This is a genomic window from Sphingobacterium paludis (assembly GCF_004364125.1).
Lineage (GTDB): Bacteria > Bacteroidota > Bacteroidia > Sphingobacteriales > Sphingobacteriaceae > Sphingobacterium > Sphingobacterium paludis.
Window position 1 is genome coordinate 118,915 of record NZ_SNZV01000001.1, and the last position, 19,191, is coordinate 138,105.

The following is a 19,191-nucleotide window of genomic DNA, read 5'->3' on the forward strand; positions in this document are numbered from 1 at the left end:
GTTTCGTGTATTTCTTTATTTAATAAGGTTTGTTACTCTGTGATATCAACTGTTCCTAAAGCGCGTTGGATATCTAGCTTGCTAGCCAACACAGCATACAAGGCATTTAGATAATTTAGTTGGCTCGTCTTCAAATCTGTTTCTGCAGTCATCAACTCCAGGTAGGTTTTTACACCCGCATCGTACTGTAATTTGATGGTATTGTAAACATCTTCGGAAAGCTCCATGTTTCCTTTAGCATTGCGCCATTCATTCATATTCGAACGGTAGTTTGCCATGGCTGCCGAATACTCGGTGCTGATCTGGTTTTCCAGGTTTCGAAGATCCCAAGCTATGCGCTCTTCCTGCAATTCGGATTTACGGATTTCTTGGATACGTTTGGTTCCCGTAAATATCGGAACCGATAGCGATAGCCCTACGGATGAGCTTGGGAAATTCGTTGCATACAGCCTACTAAATTCATTGTTAAAAAAGTTGGCATTGTACATACCATAGGCGCCCAGCTGCGGTAAAATCTGCCATTTCTGATATTGGGTATTCAGCTTCTGAAGATTCTTTAACGTTTCTGTTTGGCGGTACTCCACTCGGTTAGCGTAGCTCAAAATTTCCGTTGTATCTAGCAGAATGTTGTTTTCCATGGCTTGGTTTTCAAATGAAAGCGTCATGGATTCTTTTGGGTTTAGCCCCAACAACATCTTCAGGTAATCGTATTTATAACTGCGCATCTCTTTGGCCGTCTTCAGCTCGGCATTGGCGTTATTTAACGATATTAATGCCCGTTTGAAATCGGTCTTATCCACCAAACCGGTTTCATAGCGTGCGTTCGCTTCGGTGTATTGACGTTGCAAGCGGGCTATGTTTTCGTTGATGATGTTGATCGATTCTTCAGATGTTAGTATGTCGTAGTAAGCCTTACTAACATCCACTACCGTACTGATTCTTGTGCTTTCAATGTTTTGGTCATTTTGTTGGCGTACGTATTTCGCAGCGCGCGAAGCTTGGAATAGTTCGGGGCTTAAGATTGCTTGATCGGCACGTACACCGAATGAACTCGTGTTTTTTTGACCCATCTGTATCACCTGCCCGTTGATCACGTTGGTAGGTATCTGGATGGCATGCGCCAAGGTTCCCGTGGCATTGATCTGTGGAAACCATCCAGACAGCGCAGAGGCTATTTCCCGTTCGCCGATCTCTTTGTCGATATCAGCTTGTATTAATTCTATTTTATTTTGTAATGCAAAGTCGATTAGTTCGTCTAATGTTGCATTGCTGTTCAATTTTCCATGATCCTCGGTCGATTGTGCGTAAGAAGTCCCCGCTATGCACGTCGCGAGTAGGAAAGATAAAGCAACTTTGTTAAATCTCATATTATTTATTGTTAACACCATTCCAGATAATTTCAATTAAATCTTCCCGCCCTTGCTTCTGCGCCTGACAAAACCCGTAGGTCACCATCTTGACATGTGATGTAGCGGCTCCGATATAGAGCGAGATCAGCGTCGGAAAGCTGACGTTCCGTATAATTCCCGCTTCTATGCCCTCATCAAGAAACATACGCATACGATCTGCCCCGTAATAGCTAGGGTTTTTCGTTTTCTGTATGAGTTCATAATAAGGTGAAGAATAAAATTGTTCTATAAACCAAAAGATCTTCTTATTGGCCAGGTAATAGTCAACTAAACGGTTCCAGATATAAAAGAATTTCTCTTTGTAAGAGAGGCTTTCTTCGACATTAAAGATGTGTTCGTTTGTTTTCACCCGACAATAAGCAAATAGCTCGGTTATCAGTTCGTCTTTCGACGCAAAGTAGTGGTAGATTGTACCAGTCGCCACATTGGCGTGCGAAGCAATTTGACTCATTGGAGTCCCATGAAAGCCATTCTCGTTGATGAGGGTTAAGGTACTTTCGAAAATTGCTTCTTTTTTGTTTAGCAATTGAACGTTCATTCGGTTGCAAATGTAGCGAAAAAGCGCAATTACAAATGTCAAATATTTGTTATAAACCGGCGTTTTTATTCTATTATGACAAAACGCTTCCTATGTTAAATCTTTGTTAATTATGTGGCGTGCTATTGGCAGGAGGTGGTCGATGCGTTATCTTTGCAACTTCATAATTTAGGTTTATAATTGGTTAGCAAAGGTTTCCATTCTCCCCGTTTGGAAACCTTTTTTATTTGCAGGATGCTAAGCCCTTTTTAACCTCTTCTTGCGTAAAGTTATCGTTGCTATTTCCAAATCTTGTGGTGATGTATGTCAGGATATAAGCAATTTCAATGGGGCTAAGCTGCGGCACGCCTGGCATGGGCCCATCATACGTTTCGCCGTGTATGCTGACAGGCTCATTCAAGCCGAATTTTACGATACAGGCTAACCGGTGTCGGTTTTCACGCTGGTATACCGTATCCGTAAGCGGGGGGTACAGCGCGCCCAAACCTTCTCCTTTAGCGCCATGGCAGTTTTGGCAGTGCGTTTGGTAAAGTTTCTGCCCATTCACGGCATATTGCGCAGTCTGTATGCTCACATTAGGCTGGCAGGAGAATGCTATGACTGCAATACCTAGACCAATAACCGCGAGGGAACGTATTTTCTTCTGCATAAGTGATTACGGACGCTCCTGTAATAGGATTTCCAAGTCAGTAAAGAGCTGAGCGACCTGCTCTTCGTTTGTACCGTCATAAGCACCTCGTATACGCTTTTGTTGATCAATAAGCACCAAATATCCTTGATGATCATAGCCGCCAGGCGCAGAGGCATCTTCTTTCGTATAGACCAAGTATTTTTCAGAAATGCCATAGATATCTTTTTTGCTACCCGTCACGAACTGCCATTGCGCATTGTCAACCCCAAGTTTCGTCGCGTAAGACTTGAGCACGCTTGGCGAATCATACTTGAAATCGATGCTGTGTGAAAGAAAAGCTAGCTTATCATTGCCTTTGTATTTTTCATACACCTTCAATAGATTTCGCTGCATAGTCGGGCAGATGCTAGGGCAATGCGTAAAGAAAAAGTTAGCCACATACACTTTATTCTCAAAGTCTTTATCGGTGATGATGGTACTGTCTTGATTAAGGAAAGTGAAGGCTGGTATTTGGTGATACAAGGTATCAACAACCGTTTTGCCATCCACCACGCGCTCCACGGCTTCCCGTTCGCCAATGATAGGAAGCTTCTTGTTATTTCTTCCTGTGCAAGCTGATAACAGTAAGGCTACTATGCAAACTGGAAGATAAGGTGTTCTGTATCCTGCCATGATTATTTTTTAAACGGTGCCAAGGTTTTTTGGGCACTTTTGTTTACCGTTTCGAATTCTCCTTTTAAGGTGCTTATGCGCTCCACTTCTGCGTGTTGATAGGCGACATCGCTGCTATCCGGATTGTACTCCTTCATCCACTCCATCATTTTATCCGTAGCAGACTCCAGGTCTCCTTTCAGTTTTGTCAGCGCTTGGCGGCTGGCTGCTGTATCGAGTCCCTGATGATCCGCCTTTACCGCATTAAAATTTGTCAGTAAAGAGTCTACCACTATACCCTGTCTATCAAAGTTCGAAATTTCCGGCATGATTTCATCATGCACCTCAATAGCCTTTTGCGAAATAATCTTTGGATCGTTTTTCTCTTCTTTCATGTTTTGACAGCTGGCTGTAAGAAGGAGTCCTATCGCTGTCGTGCTTAAAACTAAATTTTTCATATTGTTATTTTTATTATTTTGATGCTCATTCGCCAACCGGTGGATTCATGTGCACGCTCATCTTTAGCAACTGTATTCATTTTTTTTCCAGTCACCTCGTGGCCATTGTTTAGTGCCGCTGCTAAGATTCTGGCACATTAACGGTCGTACCGGCAACACGTGGTCTTGACAGATCACGGATGTAAATCTCATTTGTTGATCGGGCACAGAGCACGCCGGCTTGGTCGTAAATATAGATTTCAAACTCTCGGACGACTTTGCCAAATTTTGTTACCTCCTCTAACGCCTGTTGAACATCTTGCTCATCGATTTTGACTGTGAAAACTAGATGCTTAGCCGCTGGTTTGAGATAGGATATCTTCGCAGATTTAAGCCAGGTTACTGTTTTTTTTATATTCTTTCGTTTAAAGATCTGGTCAAGCAACAACGTGTGAATCGGATCCACGGAGGAAAAGATCGTGCCGCCAAAAATGGTACCATTTAAATTGCGATTTAGGATGCTCTTGCTGATCTTGATATCCATCTGTTGAAAATCAGGATATATCTTTTTTACCCAAATCCTTTGGAAGAAGAATGGGGGATAGCACCTGAGTAACCATTTCAACACTTTTGGGGAAAGCTGCATAATGCAAATATAAAACTCCCAACGATTATCGCATGATTCCATACTGTTTAATTCTTGTAATAAATGCAAAACGGTTGTAAATTGCTCTATTAAAACTTAGTCTTATGGAAGAATGGGATAAGCCGCGAAAAGTGTGGCTATTGGTATTGGTTGCATCGTTAGGTTATTTTGTAGACATTTATGACCTTATCATTTTTTCCATCGTGCGGGTGGAGTCGTTCCGGGATATTGGCCTAGCGGAAGAGTACATGCGATCCGAAGGCGAGTTTGTACTCAATATGCAAATGGCTGGTTTGTTGATCGGCGGACTCATATGGGGAATCATTGCGGATAAATATGGTCGTTTACGCGTGTTATTTGGCTCTATTTTGCTTTATTCATTAGCGAATGTGTATAACGGTTTTGTGCAGGATGTTTCCACCTATGCTTGGGTAAGGTTTATTGCGGGGATTGGTTTGGCTGGTGAATTGGGAGCAGGCATCACACTAGTAAGCGAATCCATGTCGAAGGGAAAACGAGGCTACGGTACGATGATTGTTGCAGGCGTAGGTGTATTGGGTGCGATACTGGCTTACTTTATTTCCGAGTGGTTTAGTTGGCGAACCGCTTATTTCGTTGGTGGTGGAATGGGCATTTGCCTGCTGTTCTTACGCGTAGGCATTTTCGAATCGGGGGTGTATAGGCAGCAGGAGCATAAGGATGTTCCGAAAGGTGATATACGACTATTGTTTGGTCATAAAGAACGTCTCCTCCGGTATGTTTACTGTTTGTGCATTGGGCTGCCCATCTGGTTTGTGGTCGGGGTATTGGTTACGCAGGCGCCCGAGATTGGAAAGGCACTATCTGCTCAAACACCCCTCAGCGCTGGTAAAGGCGTTATGTTCACGTATTTGGGGATTTCATTAGGAGACGTGATGGCGGGGATATTGGCACAATGGCTAAAATCGCGGAAAAAAGTAGTTTTCCTTTGCCAGATCTTGATTATTCTTTTTTCATTGGTGTACCTCTCCAGCGATGGAATCACAGAACAAAAATTTCTTTCTCTAGCTTTTTTAATGGGGGTAGGTGTGGGCTATTGGGCCACCTTCGTCACGATAGCAGCAGAGCAGTTCGGTACAAATTTACGAGCAACAGTGGCAACAACGGCACCTAATTTTGTACGAGGCGCTCTGATCCCATCCACAATTTTATATGGCTGGTTGCTGACCCACGTCGGGATTTTGTACGCGGCGATGGGTGTTACTTTACTTTTATCGGCTATCGCCATTTTTGCGTTAACACGATTAAAAGAAAGCTTTAATAAAGATTTAAACTATGTAGAACAGTAGGTGGGAGCGTGCGCTATGGAACGGCGGCCTAGCGATCAGGACATTTCTTACAGCGCTTACCCCGTTTGTATTTCTTGCAGCACTTTTTAAATACACAGCAGCCCATATCCGGATCGCACTTAAATCCCTTTTTGGTATCACCAAAAAAGGGATTATCCATTTCTTCATGCCCTAATGGGCTTGTTATCAGTTCCATCACGATACAAATATAGCTATTTAGATTTTATTTAAATAATGGTGATGTCTGATTTTTTTTCACGAAGATCCATAGAGATTTTGTTGGCGGCATCATCGATGATTTTCGGATCATCGGTATTATTGATAATGACTAAGTCGCAAATGGGTTTGTAGGGTGCTAAAAACTCCTTGTAGGATGGCACCACATGATTTACCCATTTGTACATCACATCGTCATGGTCATAACCCCTTTCTATCAAATCGCGGCGCAATCTTCTTTCCAATGCTACGGACTCTTCGGCATCCAAAAATATACGAAAATCGAGTAGCTCATTGACTTCTTCGTAATGAAAGATAAACAGACCCTCAACAATCAGAATAGGAGCAGGTTTGATCGCCAACATTTTTGGTTTTATATCCGGATTGTTGAACGTATATTCTTCCCGATAAACCGTTTGGCCGTTAAACAGCTGTTTTATATCGTGATAAAAAGCCTCCCGGTTGATGGAAGTGGGCACATCAAAATTGTAAAGCCTATTTTCCTCCCGCGTTTTTGTATTGGCCGGTATGTAATAATCGTCCTGCGATATCAGTGTAACATCTTCAGGTAAGAAATGATTGAGAAAACTCCTTAGAAAAAAGGTCTTTCCAGACCCACTACTCCCCGCTATCCCAATTACGTAAGGTTTGTTCATCTATGCACTATTTATCTAAAATTATTGCAAAGGTACACCATATGCAATTTCTATCAAAAATCTTCTATCTAATGCGCCGATATAACTTGCGGCAGACTTCGAGAGAATGACAATAGCGCCTTGTGTATCAGCGTTATCGGTAAACTTTCCGACTACTTTGGCATAGGTAACATTTTTGGTCATCGGGTTGGTGATTTTCAAGATGGTGCCTATGGGAGCGGTTTTGTGGAGCGCGAGGTTGCTTTTGCCATCGGTTTCCAAGTTTTCCATCCACACGCCTATACCTTTTTCCTGCTTCTCCCGAATGCCATAACGGTTAGCTTCGAATCCTAGGTCTACAGCATGCTGCTCTGCAAGGCTCGGCGTATCCACTATCGGATCGATAACAATTTCAGGCAGTGGTTCTTGATAGTCGGAATTCGGAATTTTCAGCAACTGCCCCTCTTTTACAGCGTCTGATGACAAATTGTTCATCTTTTTAATGTCGGCTACCGTTGTATTGAAACGCTTCGAAATGGCAAACAACGTTTCACTCTTGCCCACTTTATATTCGGTGAGTACTTCCTGCTCATCGGTTTGCGCGGATGCTACGGGGCGGTGGGGCTGCATCACTTGGGGTGCAGCTGTTCTCCCGGTCGGAACCTTCACGGTGTCGCCGGGCTTCAACGATTTCTTATTGTTCGCAGCCATGATCGCATTTACCGGCGCCCCATAGCGGCGCCCCAGCGCATAGTAGGTGTCTTTCGACTCCACTTGATGGATGATGACGAGCTGACCATTCACGATCTCCGAACCCACGGAGTCTGGAGCGTTCAGGTTGATCAGGGGACTGGATGATGTAAAAGCCGGTTTGGCTGTTAATAAAAAAGGTGAACATAGAACACCTATCATACCCAACTTTATGCAAGTGGAGAAACCTATTGTTTTTATCATACGGATGCAATTATACTAAATACGAAACAATTTCTTGTTTATTATATGACATTAAGAATATTTGATTTCCTAACTGAAAATAGGGTTGAGGAATCATTTTCTGCATGTCTTGCAAGAGCGTTTGCTCGTAAAGTAGCTTAGATGCATCGGTAACACAAAGGTTTAACTGATAAAGGTCGCCCTGTTTTTTATGGTATGTCCAAAGTAGTTTGTCGCCGGATCGGCTTAGCCATACATAGTCGGTATGTTCGATGTGTTGTACGTGATCGGGTAGTTTTCCGACAAAAGGTATTGGTATTTTGATGGTGCTTCGGCCTCCTTCATCGACATTCTGCGCATGTACTATTTTACCCGTCTGGATGTCGATAAATTCTTCGAAGCTGCTTTGTATACTTCTATGTCTTACTTTTACATGACCCGAAAATGTATCTAGCCAGGTATACTGATGCGATAAATAACGCGTTTCACCGTGTAGATCCAGCAACCAGATACCCTCTTTAATCGGTAACGAATCGCCAACTTTTTTAAGGACAAGTGTTTCGTGTCTGATAGCATCCAAGGTCCATTCCTTATCATCGAGTGGGCTGTCATCGAGTAAAATTTGTCCGTTAAAATCCAAAACGCATACGTATGCTTGCGTACTTTGCATATCGCGCAGTTCTACTGCGATCTGCTTTTTGTCCTCATCAAGCACTATTTTCCATATGTGATACGGAAACTTTTTCTCAAACGCTTTATATATTGTATATTCTGAATTATCCATTTTAAACGCCTTTCAACAATAGTTTTCTTTTCGCGCATAACAAATAATAATAGGTCTAGTGTTTAATAAATTCACCGTCCAAGTTACCGCAGCTAAAATTACGAAATGTAAGTGAATTAAGAATGCAAGGACTATCCTGTAGTAATGTGGTGTAGTGCACTAGTATAGACTTTGTAAACTATTGGTAATGCAGCCGAACCTGTGAATTTGATGTAATATCAGTCCAATCGACGACCATGTTGGGTAATCCGCTAGGTTGGTTAGGAGTACCGGAATTTGTTATTTTTAGTGGAACTTAAGCAAATTTTACTTGATTATCGGGCGGCAAATGTCGACGATATATGTGGCTTATTTCCTACATTATCAATATAAATTTTCTTGATGTTGTAGTATATTTGGGAAAAACACTTATGGGGAAACGACCGCGGATATCCAATCAAAAAGTAGGAGAAGTTATTATCGATACGGAACAATATATAGCTAACAAAGGATCTAAAAATGCAAGAAAGATTCTTGACAAAACGCTGGAAACGCATATCGAAATATGGTTTGATAAACACTTTTGGAACAGATACCAATTTGGTGATGATAATGGGGGCGAGCGAAAAGGTATCGAGCCCCTGATTATTCAAGGGCTCATTATCGAATCGTTAACTCACATTTTACACTATTCTTTCTATGTGCCTGGATTTTCATTTCTTAATAAAGTAGGGGGTAGAAGTTGTCCGCGGCTGGTGTTGAAGAAGAATACAGTAGATGGCATACTAAACGTGGTTATAGCCTTTTTTTACACGGATGACCACAAATACGAAATCACAGTCTATACTGCAATGTGCGTAGATGATTTTAAAGTACAGGACGGTCAATATATAATTACATTAGATGGTGCAAATAGCATTTTAGAACACTTTAGGAGAAAGACGTTCAGCGAGATCGACCACCTATAGTTTAAATACTTTAAAAAATATTTGTTATATATATACGTGTTTTATATATTTGTAGTATAGGAGACAGGATAATACTCTGAACAGTCTTTCGGGACAGGACAAAAATCTGAACAGTCTCTTTTAAAAAAGCTTTCATTAATTCGAGAGCTTTTTTGTATTAAAAATTATCGCACATAGTGACAAAATCGAAATTCGCCAAACCATCTCTTTTAATTATTGATTCGTTTTTAAGGCTACCTATAGCCGTAGTACGCTAAAAGCGAATAGCGAACAGCACAGAACTCTTGCAGCCTTTTTTTTACATGTTTCAAACATTATTTATTTATGCATGGAAAGCATTGGACAACGTGTTTTCAGGTGCTGATTATCAGTTGTGTGTGTGAGTTGACGATTTGAGTTCTTAGCAAGAAGAGAAAATAAATCTCATCTTTATTTTGATGGTTTTTCGTCATTCATTGTTTCATACAAAACCGTTAATCCATTCATTTTATAATTATAAATGCTTGGAAGTTGGATGACACCTAAATTGAGACGATTCAAAGAATGTCGTTCAGGAGCACTTAAATCTAAGCTTATCCTCAATATTAATCCAAGTATGCTGTTTACCTTTTTTTGGTCAAAGCTTGCAAGATGTCGAAATAAGTTAGTAAACAATGTTAACAAGCTTATCGAGCTGATTGGTTATTTTCTTGTCGTACCCATTGCGAGAATTAGGTGAGAATTCTTCTTCAACAGAACGGCAATACTCGTTACCGTCTACATCTTTAAAATTGAATTCGTATAAAACCTTTTCAATGGTTTCCCTTTTAGAGGATAGGGGAAGGAAAATTGTAATGTCATAAGTTCTGACTAGTCTATATTCCTTCATTTCGGAAATTATTTCAGACGCACTAGTTTTAATTGAATACTTAATTTGACAACTTGGGTCACAATTAATGTCTATAAAAATTTCCAATCCGTTTAGTGTGTTGCCATTCCAAGAATGTCGGTGGGAACTATGAATAGATAGGGATGGCTTAATTGACCTTAAGTATTTAAATTCCTCCATTTTAAATATTTTGTTTTGGTCGCGTTGCACATCTTTTTGGCTTTGTAAAGTTACATAAAGGAAAACAGCGGTTGAAAGTGTTACAAATATCATCATCCAGTCACTAACTGTACCCCAAATTTCAGGGTCAAACTTTTCGCTATCGGGAAATACCCAAACATTTAACAAATGTACCGCCGTACATATAACTAAAATTATAAGTAAACCCCATAAGAACATATTTAGGTAGTGATGTTTGTTTTCCTTTTCTTCCATAATCAGTGATTAATTATTCGAAAATAAGCATTTTGGTACAATACCTATACAATCAAAAACAGCCTAAAATAATTCGATTCATTATCAACCATTAATCAACGATCTTTCTGCTAAGCTGTGAAACCCGAATTGGAGGCTTTTTGTCCATTATTGCCAATCGGAAAATAGACACTGGTTTTGTCGTGCAAAAGTTGTACGGTATAACATCATCCACACTTGTGCTTATTAAGGCATTACACCAAACGCTAAACATTTCAAAACCCGACGTTAGATGCTTGTTTGATGCTTCCGGGACAGTCAACGGTAAAACTAGGTGAGAAGTAAGGGTGACAGACCGTCATAATCCAAAATGAACAAAAAATATTGTATATTTAGTCATTACAGAAATATCGACAATTAGTAAGATCCATATATGAACAAAATTACAAAAACCATATTAGCTTTTTTGCTGACGTTTTTTGCCTTCCTTCATCCCACGATTGCACAGAAAGTGTACAAGGTTGATATCAAGGATGAAATTGGTCCGAACGCATGGCGAACGATTGATATAGGCTACAAGGAGGCCAAGGCTGTAGGTGCATCCACGTTTTTGATTGAGCTCAACACATTTGGGGGCGCGGTAAATTTTGCGGATTCTATTCGATCCAAGCTGCTAAATGCCGATATGAAGACCGTCGTTTATGTGAATAACAATGCTGCATCAGCAGGAGCGCTGATCTCCCTCGCTGCAGATGATATATACATGCACAAAGGGGGCAGTTTGGGGGCCGCGAGTGTGGTAAACGAAAACGGCGAAATTATGCCCGAGAAATATCAATCGTACATGCGTGGCTTGATGCGGGCGACTGCCGAGGCGAAAGGCCGTAATCCGAAGATTGCTGAAGCCTTTGTCGATGCGGAAGTCTCCATTCCGGAGCTGAAGCCCGACGGTAAATTATTAACCTTAACAGCTTCAGAAGCTGTTAAGGCGGGGCTTGTCAAAGCCGAGGTAGCTAACTTAAGCGATCTCTATCAACTGGCGGAGATCAAGGCTGCTGACGTGGTGCAACATCAAGTGACCGTCGTCGATCAGTTAATCGGCTTTTTAATCAACCCGCTTGTCAGCGGAATTTTGATTTTGGGCATTATCGGTGGTATTTATTTTGAACTGCAAACCCCGGGTATTGGCTTTGCACTCGTTGTAGCCATCGTTTGCGGTGCACTGTTTTTTGCGCCCCTGTATATGCAAGGATTGGCCGACAACTGGGAGATCGCTATTTTTATTTTAGGCGTTATACTGTTAGCATTGGAAGTCTTCGTCATTCCGGGATTTGGGGTGGCCGGTATCCTCGGGATTATATTCGTGCTTTGCGGATTAGCTTTTTCTATGGTGGACAACGATTTTCTGGATTTTAAATTGACACAGCCTGGTCTGTTGGTTAACTCGTTCCTAATCGTTACGGGAGCCATGGTCTTAACCGTCGTGATCATGGTGATCTTTGGCCGTAATATCCTTCGTTCACCCGCTTTCCGTGTATTGGTGCTAGAGGACGAACAACAATCCAATCAAGGTTATACCTCGTCGCAGCAAAAGGCAAATTTGCTGTTGCAAAATGGAGTGGCGCGCACCGTGCTGCGTCCATCTGGTAAAATAGAGATCAACGGTGTGTGGTATGATGCTGTAGCACTTGATGGGTTTATTGATGTAGGGGAGGAGGTGTACGTGGAGAAGCATGAGAACTACAGCCTTTTTGTAAGAAAGCTGAGTGCTAAGCGAGACAGCAACGAGACAAAAACCACCTAGGCTTTATTCCCTCGTACACATATGGCTCAGACGAAATGAACGAACTATAGTAAGGTATTTATAAAACGAAAAAGCAGCAACCATTTGTTAAATGATTGCTGCTTTTGTGTATGTAGACTACTATTTACGCCGTTGTCTAAGTTAGCATGCTTGTTTCCCGTTTGGCAATCAAGATTTAAAACTTCGCACCAAACGTCAAAACTCCAGTCGTACGGCGGTGTTTGATATCGGCTACCGGGCTTGCTGTATTCCAAAACTCTTCCGCGATGGTATATGGCCGTACCTTATAATCATTTACAAAGTGTACTGCCGCGACATCAAGATAAAGGGTATTGCTTAATTTGAAACCTAAACCCAAGCTCCCGCTGTATTGCGTGTTATCCGCGTCGCGGTAGGGGTTTCCTAAGTAATTAAAACCGGCACGTCCACTGATGATGTTGGTAAATAAGAATTCACCACCGACACGAAGGTTGACCACGCTTTGGTACGCGTCTTTTACATCAGCATCCCAATCCGCTTCCAAACTAGCATCGCGATAGCCCACCGTTCTTCTCTTTATCGTACTGTAATCTACATACTCCGCATCCGCCGTGATTAAACCGCGACTGAAAAACTTAGACACACCTAAACCAAATTTCCAAGGCGTAATTTGGCGATAGCTATTCTCGTAGGGTGCGAGTTGAAAACGAGGGTTGGCGAACGCTGTCGTCGCATTCTCGTCTTGAAAATAATTGACACTAATGTCGTTTTCCGTGTAGGTATCCACCGTATACCAAGTGGGCGAGGTAATCGTGGCACCAATGTTCCAATCTACCGCGGGTTTGTAAATAGCACCTATCTTAAAATCGAAGCCAGAGCCTTCTGAAACTTGATAGCGGTTGTCCAGCATCTCATAGTTCTTATCCAGATATCGGAAGTTCTCGTGTGTAGGGTCCAAGAATTGGGAATCTGGATTATCTGGGCGAACATTGTCGGCTGTTTTTGTCCATCCAAACTCTGAAAATTGATCAGATATTTCGTTACGAAATGCCGTAAACCCGATGGTACCACCGATATAAAACTTATTGTTGTAATTTCCGCCAAAAGCCACTGCGCTTCGTGAGCTAAAGCCACTGCTCAATACATCGCTGATCTGGTCTTTATTCCCCGTTTCATTGGTTATAGGAAAGTAGCCGTCTTGGGCATCGGCGAAACGGTCAATCAACTTTAATCCTTGAAGACCCGTCGCTAAGCCGCTCATGCCAAAGTTCTGGATATTGTCTGAGTAAGCGCTCACGATCGTGTTGTCGGGGTTTACCCCTTCGAATAGTACGTGGTTGTTAAAGTTGTTTGTGTTTTCGTAGTTGAAACCTACGTTAAAGTTTTGCCAACCTTGATAGCCCTCATTTTTTGGGAAGTGAAACACCACACCGGCGTTGTCGATGTTGAATCGCCCTTTGTTGCGCGTGGCATTTGTGCCAAAAAATGTACCCTGATTCCGCGCATTGTTATAGGATGCTGTCACGGATATGTCGGACTGGCCGAAAAAGCCTAGTCCAGCGGGGTTACCCGTGATCGAACTGATATCGCCTCCTAAAGCCGTGTTGGCATTTCCAAGCCCTTTAAAGCGAGCTGTTCCTTTATTGAATTCCTGCGATAAGTTAAGTGCATCTTGTACCGTTTGTGCTTGGGTAAAGGAACCCAAAGATGTTACAAATAAAGAAGTGAAAAGTATATTTTTTATAGTCATATTCCGCTATTGATGTCATAAAAAAATAGCCAATATAAGAAGTTCATATTGGCTATTGATAAAGCTATTATCTTGTTCTTCCGCCGCCAGATCGAGCACCTCCGCCGCCGCCTGAGCTTCTTGCGCCACCGCCGCTAGACATTGATCCGCCTGAACTTCGTGACGTTCCACCCCGAGACATCGAACTGCCTGAAGAGCTTCGCGATGGTGTGTATGATCCGGAGCTTCTTGATGAGCCGCTACTTCTCGTTGCTGATGGTCTCGTCGTAGATCTGGAGGTATTACCGACTGCCGAACCACGACTTGAGCCAGCACGAGTGCCCACTGTAGGTCTGGATGTAGCTCTGGAGGAGCCTACTGTTCCAACTGTCGATCCGCCTCGTGTTGCACGCGCTGTCCCAACGCGGCTACCATTTGTTACACCAATGGTAGAGCGAGATGATCCGCCCCGTGACACGTTTCCGTTAGCGCGCGTTCTTCCGGTTCCGCTAACACGCGTGCCGTCTCCAGAACGCGTGCCGCCTGCGGCGCGGGCAGCACGTCCAGTCAGGATTCTGCCGCTTCCATCACGAACGATAGAAGATGACCCCCTTACGCGGGAAGTCCCTACGCGAGAATTATAAACTGAACGAGAGGCCGTGCGTACCGAAGATCCCGTAGGCCTTACGCGGTAACGATTGCCACCGAGGTAGTTGTGATTATGTCCGTAGAATGGATGTCCCCAAGCGTTGTAACCCCAGGCATTTCCGAAGCCCCAAGGAGAACCCCAGCCCCAGCCCATATTCCAAGGAGAGCCCCAGCCCCAGCCGCCGCCCCAGCCAAATCCCATTGACCAGCGACCGCCCCAACCCCAGTTGGAAAAGCCAAAGCCCATGCCCATGCCGGAATAACCGAACCATGGATCAAACCAGGGGTCATAGTAGCCCATGCCTGGACCTGCATAGTAGAAACGATTGATGCGGTTTGCATATTCAAGCCCTTCATCGTATTCATACCCTTCCACATACTCCTCATCAGCGTAGTCATCCGTGTAATGTTCGTTTTGCACATACTCGTCCTGGACTTCCTGTCCATCTGTGTAATAATAATCCGGGCTTTGGTAATCTCGTTGAGCCTTGGATTGATTATTATACATATCGTCTTTGTAAGCAACTTGCCTACTCGTTGAGCACGCGCCGAGCGCAACAACAGACGCTAGTGCCAAACTTCCGATTAATAATCTATTTTTTTTCATGATATCCACTACTATTAAAACTTTCGGTAAATACAGTCTTTATTACTATCTTAGACGCGTATTTTCGAGGAGGGTTTAATCCTGTCATCAAAAATATAAATAAAACTTCAGTGCTCACTAAAGTTTCACATTTACATTTAGTAACGAGGAAAATACACATATTGTTATAGAGAAATTTAAAAGTATACATGGGAAAAGGAATAACAAGCCGTAGTGAGGATTATTCGCAATGGTACAATGACTTAGTGATAAAGGCCGATTTGGCAGAAAACTCTGCTGTACGCGGTTGTATGGTTATTAAGCCGTATGGATATGGGATTTGGGAACGCATGCAAGCCATTCTTGACAAAAGATTTAAAGAAACCGGACATACCAATGCTTATTTTCCGCTATTTATCCCTAAATCATTTTTTTCCAAAGAGGCAGCGCATGTGGAAGGTTTTGCTACAGAATGTGCTGTAGTGACCCACTACCGATTAAAGAATGACGGCAGCGGCAACATTGTGGTTGATGAAGATGCAAAATTAGAGGAGGAGCTTATTGTTCGTCCGACGTCGGAAACGATTATCTGGAATACCTATAAAGGATGGGTAGAATCCTACCGTGATTTACCGATATTAGTCAACCAATGGGCAAACGTAGTTCGTTGGGAGATGCGTACACGGTTGTTTTTGCGTACCGCAGAATTCTTGTGGCAGGAAGGCCATACTGCCCACGCAACCCGAGAAGAAGCGGTGGAAGAGGCAGAGCGCATGCTCGAGGTTTATGCGGAGTTTGCGGAAAAAATTCTCGCAGTACCTGTTATTCGTGGTCGGAAGACGGAAAACGAGCGGTTTGCGGGCGCTTTAGATACCTATTGTATTGAAGCTTTGATGCAAGATGGTAAAGCACTACAGGCCGGAACATCACACTTTTTGGGTCAAAATTTTGCAAAGGCTTTTGATGTGAAATTTACGTCCAAAGAAGGTAAGCTTGAACATGTTTGGGCTACTTCTTGGGGAGTGTCAACCCGGCTAATGGGGGCCCTGATCATGGCTCATTCGGATGATCAAGGTCTTGTTTTGCCACCGAAGCTAGCGCCGATTCAAGTGGTTATCGTTCCTATCTATAAGACGGAAGAAGAGAAAGCGAACATTGACCAATTTGTGGATGCATTGACGGCTGAATTGAAGGGTATGGATATATCGTTTAAATATGATGACCGTGATACGCAACGTCCTGGATTCAAATTTGCAGAATGGGAGTTAAAGGGCGTGCCCTTACGTATCGCAGTAGGTAGTCGGGATCTGCAGAATGGAACCGTGGAGTTGGCACGACGCGATACGCAGACGAAAGAGACCGTATCGCAAGAAGGCTTGGCGGTCAATATCGAAAATACACTAGCGATCATCCAGGAAAATATCTATCAAAAGGCTTTGTCTTTCCGTGATTCGCATATTACCGAAGTAAGCTCTTATGAAGAATTTAAACAGGTGCTCGAAAATAAAGGTGGTTTTATATCTTGCCATTGGGATGGAACTTTAGAGACGGAGAAGCGTGTCAAGGAAGAAACAAAAGCGACGATTCGCTGTATTCCGTTGGATGCGAAGCAAGAGGAAGGCCTATGTGTGTTTACGGGCAAGCCATCAGCTCAAAAAGTACTTTTTGCGAAGGCATACTAAACTCTCAAAAGTCTGACAAAAATGACGAAGAAGGGAGAAACCTGTTGAGATTTTTAATTTTAGGTTGTGGATGGATCGGGGAAGCCTTGGCAGAAACGCTTGTGCAACAGGGCCACCACGTTTACGCCACAACAACCCATTCGGAGAAATACCAACGCTTACTGGCTGTTGGTATTTCTGCTATTTTAGCCAATTTCGATGAGGAAGTAGATTTAGCACACTTTCCTAAGGAAGTCGATTTTATTTTAAATAGTATTCCTGCAGTAAAACGATTGGAACAGCCTCTATTGGAAGCGCGCTTTGCTTCCGTAAGAAAAGTAGTAGCAAGTATCGCCTATCGTAAGCAATTGTTTTTAAGCTCTATTGGCGTCTATCCGGATATTGATGGCCGGTACACGGAGCGGAGTGCGCTAGGTGCCGATGCGCATAAACTTCGCTTTGCCGAAAGCTGTATGCTGGCCCTGCCGAACACCATAGTTTATAGGCTGGGTGGCTTATTTGGTGAGCAGCGTATTTTTGCAAAGTATTTTCAAGACAAGGTCTGCCATACAGGCGCTCAGCTTGCTAATTTTATTCATCGAGATGATGTTTTGACGCTTATTGTGCTGGGTTTCGACCAAAACCTGTCTTCATCCTGTTACAATCTCGTGGCGCCAGAACATCCCACGAAGCGGGATGTCATCTTGGCTTCCGCCGCGAAATATGACTTTAGACTTCCCCGTGCTTTTGAAGATCAAGATAATTTTAAAAAGTTTGTGTCGGGCGATAAGATTCGTCAGGAACTGAACTATATGTTTCAATACCCTTCACCATTGGACTTTTGATTGCCGAAAATCAATTGTTCTTCCTTGCTTACTCCCAACAAAACGCTAGCATATTCTACCAGGGGCTACCGGTCTTGAAGTCTTCACCGTGCAAAAAACTGCTGTAACATTTCATCGCTAATCCATACGATATTCTTCGAGGCGTTTTTCGCAAAATTAGGCATGAGGTCCAGTTCATTACTACCTTGTAAAAAAGACTTTCTTTGGCTACATTTGATAGAGGCGAGGCAAGGATACTTTTACGTTTTTGCTAACCCAAGAAGAAAATCAAAAGCCCTAGGTGACGGTTGGAATGCGTTTAACGTATATCTGCTTTGATTTTTTTGCTTTTTACTTTTTAATTTTAAATTTTCAACATGAAATTTGCAACGAAAGCTATACATGCGGGACAACATGCAGACCCTACCACGGGTGCGGTGATGACTCCCATTTACCAAACGTCCACCTATAAACAAGCATCGCCCGGAGAGCACAAGGGCTATGAATACTCTCGCGGTACAAATCCTACACGGAAAGCTTTAGAAGATTGCTTGGCTGCTCTGGAAAATGGAAAATTTGGTCTTGCCTTTTCCAGTGGGATGGCCGCGACAGACACGGTGCTGCGTCTTTTAAAACCTGGCGATGAAGTGCTCACGGGCGACGATTTATACGGGGGCTCATATCGCATTTTTACCAAGGTGTATGCGCAATACGGAATTAAATTTGTTTTCGTCGACACTTCTGACCTAGAAGCAGTAGAAAGCGCTGTAACGGATAAAACGAAGTTGATCTGGGTGGAAACACCTACTAATCCTACACTCAAGTTGGCAGACATCGAAGCTATCGGGAAAATTGCTAAAAAATATGCTGTTTTGTATGTCGTGGATAATACATTTGCGTCCCCCTACCTCCAAAACCCGTTGGATCTTGGAGCGGATATGGTTATGCATTCCGCTACGAAATACTTAAATGGCCATTCCGACGTGGTTATGGGTGCGTTAATTTTGAATGATGAAGCGCTTTATAAGCAGCTCTGGTTTTTCTATAATGCTGTTGGTGGCACGCCGGGCCCACAAGATGCTTTTTTAGCCTTGCGCGGATTGAAAACCTTGCACGTGCGTATGAAAGCGCATTGCGAAAATGCGCGGCAAATCGCCGAATTTTTGAAAACGCACCCCAAAATCGAAAAAATCTATTGGCCAGGTTTTGCGGACCATCCGGGACATGACGTGGCCAAAAAACAGATGCGTGACTTTGGCGGAATGATTTCTGTTGTGTTGAAGGACGCTGACTTAAAAGAGACCTTTCGTATTGCTTCTCGTTTCCAGGTGTTTACCTTGGCGGAATCGCTCGGTGGCGTAGAATCCTTAATTAACCACCCCGCTACGATGACGCACGGTTCCATTCCAAAAGAGGCGCGAGAAAGGGTAGGTGTCGTTGATAATCTATTGCGTATCTCAGTAGGTATTGAAGATGTTGATGATTTAATCGAAGATTTAAATCAGGTATTGGGCGATTGATAT

General features: G+C 43.0%; 18 protein-coding genes. 6 read left to right on the top strand and 12 right to left on the bottom strand.

From position 1 onward, the window contains the following. Positions 1-32 precede the first annotated feature (32 nt). The 6 genes from B0I21_RS00525 to B0I21_RS00550 form a co-directional block, all read right to left on the bottom strand. A complete protein-coding gene (locus tag B0I21_RS00525; protein WP_243835901.1) occupies positions 33-1,367 on the bottom strand; it encodes a TolC family protein in 1,335 nt (444 codons plus the stop codon). 1 nt (position 1,368) lies between these two features. Beyond that, the gene (locus B0I21_RS00530) at positions 1,369-1,947 is read right to left on the bottom strand and encodes a TetR/AcrR family transcriptional regulator (RefSeq protein WP_133638400.1); all 579 of its coding nucleotides are present in this window, start codon (positions 1,945-1,947) and stop codon (positions 1,369-1,371) included. Between the two features lie 223 nt (positions 1,948-2,170). Further along, positions 2,171-2,596, bottom strand: a complete 426-nt coding sequence (locus B0I21_RS00535; protein WP_133638401.1) for a c-type cytochrome — start codon at positions 2,594-2,596, stop codon at positions 2,171-2,173. Between the two features lie 6 nt (positions 2,597-2,602). Next, on the bottom strand, positions 2,603-3,250 hold the full coding sequence (locus tag B0I21_RS00540) for an SCO family protein (protein ID WP_133638402.1): 648 nt from the start codon (positions 3,248-3,250) through the stop codon (positions 2,603-2,605). 2 nt (positions 3,251-3,252) lie between these two features. Beyond that, positions 3,253-3,687 (bottom strand): transposase, encoded by a 435-nt coding sequence (locus B0I21_RS00545; RefSeq protein WP_133638403.1) that lies wholly within the window; start codon positions 3,685-3,687, stop codon positions 3,253-3,255. Between the two features lie 121 nt (positions 3,688-3,808). Further along, positions 3,809-4,354, bottom strand: coding sequence for a DUF4442 domain-containing protein (locus tag B0I21_RS00550; protein ID WP_317130157.1), 546 nt, complete (start codon positions 4,352-4,354; stop codon positions 3,809-3,811). A gap of 62 nt (positions 4,355-4,416) precedes the next feature. Between B0I21_RS00550 and B0I21_RS00555 the strand changes: the two genes are divergently transcribed. Beyond that, entirely contained in the window at positions 4,417-5,640 is a 1,224-nt protein-coding gene (locus B0I21_RS00555) for an MFS transporter (protein ID WP_133638404.1), read from the top strand. Between the two features lie 227 nt (positions 5,641-5,867). Here the strand turns inward: B0I21_RS00555 and B0I21_RS00560 are convergent, their stop codons facing one another. From B0I21_RS00560 to B0I21_RS00570, 3 genes are read right to left on the bottom strand one after another with little or no spacing between them, the layout of a single operon-like run. Further along, positions 5,868-6,512, bottom strand: a complete 645-nt coding sequence (locus tag B0I21_RS00560) for a uridine kinase family protein (RefSeq protein WP_133638405.1) — start codon at positions 6,510-6,512, stop codon at positions 5,868-5,870. Between the two features lie 21 nt (positions 6,513-6,533). After that, complete coding sequence (locus tag B0I21_RS00565) at positions 6,534-7,445, bottom strand: DPBB and LysM peptidoglycan-binding domain-containing protein (protein WP_243835902.1); 912 nt, start codon at positions 7,443-7,445, stop codon at positions 6,534-6,536. A gap of 10 nt (positions 7,446-7,455) precedes the next feature. Then, complete coding sequence (locus B0I21_RS00570) at positions 7,456-8,208, bottom strand: hypothetical protein (RefSeq protein ID WP_133638406.1); 753 nt, start codon at positions 8,206-8,208, stop codon at positions 7,456-7,458. A 410-nt stretch (positions 8,209-8,618) separates the two neighbouring features. Between B0I21_RS00570 and B0I21_RS00575 the strand changes: the two genes are divergently transcribed. Beyond that, positions 8,619-9,155, top strand: a complete 537-nt coding sequence (locus B0I21_RS00575; RefSeq protein WP_133638407.1) for a hypothetical protein — start codon at positions 8,619-8,621, stop codon at positions 9,153-9,155. 643 nt (positions 9,156-9,798) lie between these two features. Here B0I21_RS00575 and B0I21_RS00580 read toward each other — a convergent pair. Then, positions 9,799-10,458: a hypothetical protein gene (locus B0I21_RS00580; protein WP_133638408.1), complete on the bottom strand. Its 660-nt coding sequence runs from the start codon at positions 10,456-10,458 to the stop codon at positions 9,799-9,801. 412 nt (positions 10,459-10,870) lie between these two features. On the opposite strand from B0I21_RS00580, the gene B0I21_RS00585 reads away from it, so the two are divergent. Beyond that, complete coding sequence (locus B0I21_RS00585) at positions 10,871-12,241, top strand: NfeD family protein (RefSeq protein WP_133638409.1); 1,371 nt, start codon at positions 10,871-10,873, stop codon at positions 12,239-12,241. A 175-nt stretch (positions 12,242-12,416) separates the two neighbouring features. Here B0I21_RS00585 and B0I21_RS00590 read toward each other — a convergent pair whose 3' ends face one another. Continuing rightward, positions 12,417-13,970, bottom strand: a complete 1,554-nt coding sequence (locus tag B0I21_RS00590) for an OmpP1/FadL family transporter (protein ID WP_133638410.1) — start codon at positions 13,968-13,970, stop codon at positions 12,417-12,419. Positions 13,971-14,037: 67 nt separating this feature from the next. Beyond that, on the bottom strand, positions 14,038-15,204 hold the full coding sequence (locus tag B0I21_RS00595; RefSeq protein WP_243835903.1) for a hypothetical protein: 1,167 nt from the start codon (positions 15,202-15,204) through the stop codon (positions 14,038-14,040). Positions 15,205-15,392: 188 nt separating this feature from the next. On the opposite strand from B0I21_RS00595, the gene proS reads away from it, so the two are divergent. The 3 genes from proS to B0I21_RS00610 all read left to right on the top strand — a co-directional run bounded on the left by proS (position 15,393) and on the right by B0I21_RS00610 (position 19,188). Beyond that, on the top strand, positions 15,393-16,865 hold the full coding sequence (gene proS / locus B0I21_RS00600) for a proline--tRNA ligase (RefSeq protein ID WP_133638412.1): 1,473 nt from the start codon (positions 15,393-15,395) through the stop codon (positions 16,863-16,865). A 44-nt stretch (positions 16,866-16,909) separates the two neighbouring features. After that, positions 16,910-17,689, top strand: a complete 780-nt coding sequence (locus B0I21_RS00605; RefSeq protein ID WP_133638413.1) for an NAD-dependent epimerase/dehydratase family protein — start codon at positions 16,910-16,912, stop codon at positions 17,687-17,689. Between the two features lie 356 nt (positions 17,690-18,045). Next, the gene (locus tag B0I21_RS00610) at positions 18,046-19,188 is read left to right on the top strand and encodes a cystathionine gamma-synthase (protein WP_133638414.1); all 1,143 of its coding nucleotides are present in this window, start codon (positions 18,046-18,048) and stop codon (positions 19,186-19,188) included. The last annotated feature ends 3 nt before the right edge of the window (positions 19,189-19,191 follow it).